The following is a 5841-nucleotide window of genomic DNA, read 5'->3' on the forward strand; positions in this document are numbered from 1 at the left end:
CTCGAAGTTGAACACGTGGCTGACGCCCGACACGTCGATGCCGCGCGCGGCGATATCGGTCGCGACCAGGATCGGCACCTCGCCCGACTTGAACAAGGCAAGCGCGCGCTCGCGCTGCGGCTGACTCTTGTTGCCGTGGATCGCGCTCGACGCGATGCCGTTGCCCGCGAGCAGCTTCACGACGCGGTCGGCGCCGTGCTTGGTGCGCGTGAAGACGAGCGCGCGGTCGATCTTCGTTTCCTGCAGCAGGATCGTCAGCAGCGCCTGCTTCTCGGCCTGGTTGCAGAAGATCACGCTCTGGTCGACGCGCTCGGCAGTGGTCGCCGCGGGCTTGATCGAGACGGTGGCGGGATCCGTCAGGAACTGCGCCGCCAGATCGCGGATCGCGACCGGCATGGTGGCGGAGAAGAACAGCGTCTGACGCTTGCGCGGGACCATGCGGACAATCTTCTTCAGCGCATGGATGAAGCCGAGATCGAGCATCTGGTCGGCCTCGTCGAGCACCAGGATCTCAATCATCGACAGGTTGATGTAGCCCTGCTCGACGCAGTCGATCAGGCGACCGGGGGTTGCGACCAGGATGTCGACGCCGCGCGCCACGTCCTGCCGGTTCTTGTTGATGCTGGTGCCGCCGAACACGGTCGCGACCGACATCTTGGAAAACGCGCCGTAACCGCGCGCGCTTTCCGCAATCTGGCTGGCGAGTTCGCGCGTCGGGGCGAGCACGAGCATGCGGACGTGCGTCGGCAGCACGCGCTTGTCGGCGGCGACGAGGCGCTGGATCGAGGGCAGCACGAACGCCGCGGTCTTGCCGGTGCCGGTCTGCGCGATGCCGAGCAGGTCGCGGCCTTCGAGTAGGGTCGGGATGCTGTCGCGCTGGATCGGCGTCGGCTCGGAATAGCCCTTGGCCTCGATCGCGCGGACGAGCGGCTCGGCGAGGCCGAGATGTGCGAATGACATGGAAATATTGTCCCAAGATAATCAAACCCCCGACACGCAATGGGCGTGAGGAGGGTGGGGGGTAGAAGAGACACCCCGCGTGACATGGGAGGTCGGTCGATGATCGACCGAGGCGGAGCCGGACCCCTTGCGGGATCGATCACGCTGCAAACGCCTCGATGTCCCGCCATGTGCTCGCCGCACCGCAAAAAGTCAAGGTCGGGGTTGAACAAGCCGGTCAGGAAGGTGTTCAGCCAACCTCTCCCTTTCGATCCTTCCTGTTCCATCACGATAGTTGATTTCGACCATGTCCGATCCGCTCGCGATCCCGACCAGAGACGGCGCACTCAGCGTCGGACGGTGGCAGTGGGATGTGCCCGCCGACCGCATCACCGCAGACGCCTCCTTCGCGACGATGTACGGCGTCTCGCCGGAGGTGGCGGCGGCGGGCGCGCCGATCGCGACCTTTTTCGGCGGCATCCACCCGGGCGACCTGCCGCGGGTCGAGGCGGCAATCGCGCACACGCTGGCGACCGGCGAGCCGTTCGAGCAGGAATATCGTGTCATCGGGCTGGACGGGCAGGTCCGCTGGCTGGTGGCGCAGGGCCGCGTCGAGCGCGACGAGGCGGGCGCGGTGGTCGGCTTTCCCGGCGTCAGCTACGATATTGACGCGCGCAAGCGGCACGAGTTGCGGCTCGCCGCCATCGTCGAGATCAACGATCGGCTGCGCGCGGGCGGCGATCCGGGTGATCTGGCGCTCGCCGCGGCGCAAGTGCTGGGGCGCGTGCTCGATGTCAGCCGCGCAGGCTACGGCACGGTTGATCCGCGTGCGGAGACGATCACGACCGAGCGTGCTTACTGCGCCGATGGCATCGTGCCGCTGCCCGCGCTGCTGCATTTCCGCGATTATGGCAGCTATATCGAGGATCTAAAGGCTGGCGTGACGGTCGCGATCGCCGACGTGCGCGACGATCCCCGTACCCGCGACACCGCCGAAGGATTGCGGCAACTGTCCGCGATGTCGTTCATCAACATGCCGGTGACCGAACGGGGCGGGTTCGTCGCGCTCTTGTACCTCAACAACGCAGTGCCGCGCGCGTGGAGCGACGCGGAGATCGCCTTCGTCCGCGACGTGGCGGAGCGCGTGCGCGACGCGGTCGAGCGGCGGCGTGCCGAGCAGGAACTGGCCGACCTCAACGCACGACTGGAGGACGAGGTCGAGGCACGCACCGCCGAGCTGATGCGGACGGAGGAGCAGCTTCGCCAGGCGCTGAAGATGGAGGCGGTCGGGCAGCTGACCGGAGGGCTGGCGCACGATTTCAACAACCTGCTGACCGGCATTTCCGGCTCGCTCGAGATGATGCAGCTGCGCGTCGGACAGGGGCGCGTCAACGAACTCGACCGCTATGTCGCCGCAGCGCAGGGCGCGACGAGGCGCGCGGCGGCGCTGACGCACCGGCTGCTCGCCTTTTCTCGCCGCCAGACGCTCGATCCCAAGCCGACCGACGTCAACCGGCTGATCGCGGGGATGGAAGAGCTGATCGGGCGCACCGTCGGTCCGCAGATCACGCTGGAGGTGGTCGGCGCGGCGGGACTATGGCCTGCGCTGGTCGATCCGAACCAGCTCGAGAATGCATTGCTCAACCTGTGCATCAACGCGCGTGACGCGATGCCCGACGGTGGTCGCATCACGATCGAGACAGCAAACAAGTGGATCGACGAGCGCACCGGGCGCGAACGCGACCTGACGCCTGGGCAGTATCTGTCGCTGTGCGTCTCGGATACCGGCTCAGGCATGACGCCCGAGGTGCAGGCGCGCGCGTTCGATCCGTTTTTCACGACCAAGCCGATGGGGGAGGGGACCGGGCTTGGCCTTTCCATGATCTACGGTTTCGCGCGGCAGTCGGGCGGGCAGGTACGCATCTACAGCGAATTGGGCGAGGGCACGACGCTGTGCATCTACCTGCCGCGTCACTACGGCGCGCAGGAAGGCGAGGGCGGCATGTCGCTGCGCGATATAGCCGCAACGCCGCCCGATGGCCGCACCGTCCTGGTCGTCGACGACGAGCCGACGATCCGCATGCTGGTTGCCGAAATATTGTCGGAACAGGGCTATTCCGTGGTGGAGGCGGGTGATGGCGCGAGCGCGCTCGCCCTGCTTTCCTCCGGTGTGACGCCGGACCTGCTCGTCACCGATGTCGGGCTGCCGGGGCAGATGAACGGGCGCCAGGTCGCCGATGCGGCGCTGGCAAGGCTGCCGGGACTGAAGGTGCTGTTCATCACCGGCTATGCTGAGAATGCGGTGATCGGCAACGGCCAGTTGGCGCCACACATGGCGTTGGTGACGAAGCCGTTTGCGATGGACATGCTCGCGGCCAAGGTCAGCCTGCTGCTCGCCGACTGATGACCTAGGCGGCGAGTAGGCCGGCGATGATCGTCAGCGTCCCCAACCCGACCGATAGCGGGATGCGCAGGGCCATCCAGTTGGGCGGCGCGAGCCCTCGCGTTGTCAGCCAGCGGTCGACCGGCAGCGTCAGCAGGATCGCACTGCCGAGCGCGACCAGTGCGGAGGGCAGGTGGACGAAGGCGAACGCGGCGAGCGTGCCCGCGATCAGGCTAGGCACGACCGCCAGCGCGACGAGCACGCCCTGGCCGAGTCGCAGAAACATCGCCAGTCCCCACCACATGCCACCAAGAAAACTGAGGATCAGCGCGGCATAGCCGACCGCGATCGCGCCGCCGGAAAAATATCCCAGGCCCGCCAGCAGCGCCGCCGCGACCTGCGGCAACAGCCCTGCGAAGCCGAGTGCGAAGGCGACCCGCCCGACCGGAAATGTAGCAATCTCAAAGGCCGAGTACCCGTCCGCGTCCCTCATCCGTCACCTCCGTCGCCGACGCACCGCCGTGTCGAGGGATTACGCAAGTCACGCATCATCGATCCAGTCGCAGGTAAGGTCGCGCCCAGGCTAAACCGCTCGGTAACGAACGCGAGCGTAGCGGACGCTCATGGCAAGCGCATTTTCTTACATTTCGCCGCTGGTGCAGATCGTAGGAGGAGCGGCGGCGCTGCTCGCATTCGCTTTTGCGCCGCCAGACCGCGGCAATCTGTTGTTCGTACCGCTGACACGCGACGCGCGACCCGCGCAGGCGGCACTGGCCGAAGGGTTCGCGCTGCTGGCACGCGGGCCGATCGGATCGGTGGTCGTGCGCGGCGATCATCCGCGCGACATGGGCGCATTGCTGCGCGCAGGAATATTGGTGACGGCGGCGCCGAGCGCGTTGTGTGGCGCGGAGGTTGCGGCATGAGCGAGGCTCTTGCAGCATTCACGCACCGCTCGGCAGCGCTCGATGCGCTCAGGCGGCGCGGGGTGCGCGCCCTGGTCGTGGCGGGGTGGCTGTGCCTGCCGCTGCTCGTCGCAGGCGACCTGTTGCTCGACGGTCGGGGTGTCGGGTTCGAGCTGATCGTCGCGGCGCTGACGATGATCCTGCCGACCATGATGGCGGTGATGGGACGCTTCGACCGCGCGGCGCGGCTGACGGTCGCGGTGGAGGCGGCGGTCATGCCCGCACTGTTCGTCTACCTGTTGCGCGGACACGCGTGGCAGATGGACGCGCACATGTATTTTTTCGTCGCGCTCGCCGCGTTGACGCTGTTGTGCGACTGGCGCCCGATCGCGCTCGCCTCCGCGCTGATCGCGGTGCACCACCTGTTGTTCGAGGCGGTGGTGCCCGACTGGGTCTTCACCGGATCAGGCAATCTTGGCCGGGTCGTATTGCACGCAGTGGCGGTGGTGCTGCAGTTCGGCGCGCTCGCGTATGTCACGCAGGCGCTGCGTACGCTCATCATCGCGCAGGACGAGGCGCACCGCGCGCAGGAGCAGGCACGGCTGCACAGCGAACAGCTGTCGCTCGCCGCCGAGGCTGCCGCGGCACGTGCGGTCGATGCGCTCGCCGCCGCCCAAGCCGCGGAGGAAACGTCGGCGCGCGAGCGGTTGCGGCGCAAGGAGGCGGAGCAGCGGCTGGCGACCGAGCGCCGTGCCGCGCTGCTGACGCTCGCCGGTGCGTTCGAGCATACGGTGGCGGGCGTAGCGATCGCACTCGACGAGGCATCGGCGCAGCTGGTCAGCTCGGCAGTGTCGCTCAACGAACTGGCGGCGGATGCGGGCCATCAGGCGGTCGAGGTTGCGGCGGGGGCGGTGCAGGCGTCATCGGCGGCGCAGGGAGTCGCGTCGGCGATCCGCTACCTGTCGGGATCGATGGAGACGGTGGCGGAACATGCCGAGCAGCAGCGTGCGCTGACGCAGGCCGCGCGCGACAGCGCGGCGTCGAGCGATCGCGCGGTGCGCGACCTCGCCGCGCGAACCGGCGACATCGGCGGCTTTGTCGAGCAGATCGGCGGTATTGCGGCGCAGACCAACCTCCTGGCGCTCAACGCGACGATCGAGGCGGTACGCGCGGGTGAGGCCGGTCGCGGCTTCGCGGTGGTCGCGGGCGAGGTGAAGCAGCTCGCCGCCGGCACCGCGCACGCGACGCAGAAGATCGCCGACCTGATTTCGGGCATCCAGCACGGTGTGACCGCGGCGGCGAGCGACCTCGATGCTGCCAGCGCGATGGTCACGCGCGTCACGGTGGCGGCGAACAAAATCCGCGACGCGGTCGGTGCGCAGCGTTCGGCGGCGGTCGAGATCGAGCGCAGCGCGCACGAGGCCGCGCGCGGCGCCGATTACGTCGAGCAGCAGATCGCAGTCGTGGCGAGCGCCGCGACCGCGGCCGAGACGCTGTCGGTCGACGTGCGCAGCGCCGCCGCCAGCCTGTCGGCGCACGCCAGCCGGCTACGCCAGTCGACCGACCGCTTCGTGGAGGAACTGCGCGCCGACGCCGCGGCGTAACGCACATGGCGGG

At 68.2% G+C, this 5841-nt stretch carries 5 protein-coding genes; 3 read left to right on the forward strand and 2 right to left on the reverse strand.

The genetic code is table 11. The features are described 5' to 3' along the window. Window positions 1–960 (reverse strand): DEAD/DEAH box helicase (locus tag QZ847_RS13910; RefSeq protein ID WP_294357423.1); only part of this gene is annotated, 960 nt, incomplete at its 3' end. Window positions 961–1246: 286 nt separating this feature from the next. Here QZ847_RS13910 and QZ847_RS13915 point away from each other — a divergent pair. After that, a complete protein-coding gene (locus QZ847_RS13915; RefSeq protein WP_294357425.1) occupies window positions 1247–3343 on the forward strand; it encodes an ATP-binding protein in 2097 nt (698 codons plus the stop codon). A 4-nt stretch (window positions 3344–3347) separates the two neighbouring features. Here QZ847_RS13915 and QZ847_RS13920 read toward each other — a convergent pair whose 3' ends face one another. Beyond that, window positions 3348–3815, reverse strand: a complete 468-nt coding sequence (locus QZ847_RS13920; protein ID WP_294357428.1) for a DUF3429 domain-containing protein — start codon at window positions 3813–3815, stop codon at window positions 3348–3350. 130 nt (window positions 3816–3945) lie between these two features. On the opposite strand from QZ847_RS13920, the gene QZ847_RS13925 reads away from it, so the two are divergent. Both QZ847_RS13925 and QZ847_RS13930 read left to right on the forward strand, forming a co-directional pair. After that, window positions 3946–4245 (forward strand): hypothetical protein, encoded by a 300-nt coding sequence (locus tag QZ847_RS13925; protein ID WP_294190871.1) that lies wholly within the window; start codon window positions 3946–3948, stop codon window positions 4243–4245. Further along, on the forward strand, window positions 4242–5828 hold the full coding sequence (locus QZ847_RS13930; RefSeq protein ID WP_294357430.1) for a methyl-accepting chemotaxis protein: 1587 nt from the start codon (window positions 4242–4244) through the stop codon (window positions 5826–5828). The genes QZ847_RS13925 and QZ847_RS13930 overlap by 4 nt, the downstream gene beginning before the upstream one ends. Window positions 5829–5841: the final 13 nt, after the last annotated feature.

It is taken from the genome of uncultured Sphingomonas sp. (assembly GCF_913778135.1).
In the GTDB taxonomy this organism is placed as follows: domain Bacteria; phylum Pseudomonadota; class Alphaproteobacteria; order Sphingomonadales; family Sphingomonadaceae; genus Sphingomonas.